The 511-nt window shown below is 36.8% G+C and carries 1 protein-coding gene and 1 pseudogene; both read right to left on the bottom strand.

Annotated features, from left to right (window positions below; all coding sequences use genetic code 11):
- Positions 1-129 precede the first annotated feature (129 nt).
- Entirely contained in the window at positions 130-297 is a 168-nt protein-coding gene (locus CBI42_RS12870) for a hypothetical protein (RefSeq protein ID WP_000910110.1), read from the bottom strand.
- Positions 291-511 (bottom strand): annotated as a pseudogene (locus tag CBI42_RS11250) (replication initiator protein A); the annotation flags it as partial. The gene CBI42_RS12870 and the pseudogene CBI42_RS11250, both read right to left, overlap by 7 nt.

Raw genomic sequence — 511 nt, 5'->3', positions numbered from 1 at the left:
GAAATACTGTCTACCGTTTTATCAAAATACTCTACAATCATTTCAATCTCTTGAACTGGTTGGGAAGGTGTAACCTTCATAGCTTGTACTCTGTTAATTCTCTCTTGGTTATTAAACAATCCCATGAAATCAATCCTCTTTCTGTTGCCATGATGAGAAAATTTGGCTGAGTTTCTCAGCTCTTTCTTTTTTCGGTAAATCAAAAACAGCTTTAGGAACCATGTAGATTTTCTCCTTCGGGCTACGACCTATCGTTAGCACTTTACCATCAATTGGTCTAAATTCATCTTTTAACATGTTTCAACTCCCTTAGACAATTCTGATAAATAGCTATTGAGTTTCGTCTCCGATAGTTTATCTGGATAATAATGTGCAATCACACTTGGACACTCATCAGGGAATTTTTTAGCGTACTCACTTTGTCCTGATACCTCCAGGAAACCATGTTCTTTTTCAATGAGTAGAGCCATCTTCCAAAAACGAATCATCATTTTGTAGAAGTAGGCTGGGA

Source organism: Streptococcus sp. KR, from assembly GCF_002238115.1.
In the GTDB taxonomy this organism is placed as follows: domain Bacteria; phylum Bacillota; class Bacilli; order Lactobacillales; family Streptococcaceae; genus Streptococcus.
Note: the sequence above shows the minus strand (reverse complement) of the source record. Positions and strands in the feature narration are given on the sequence as shown.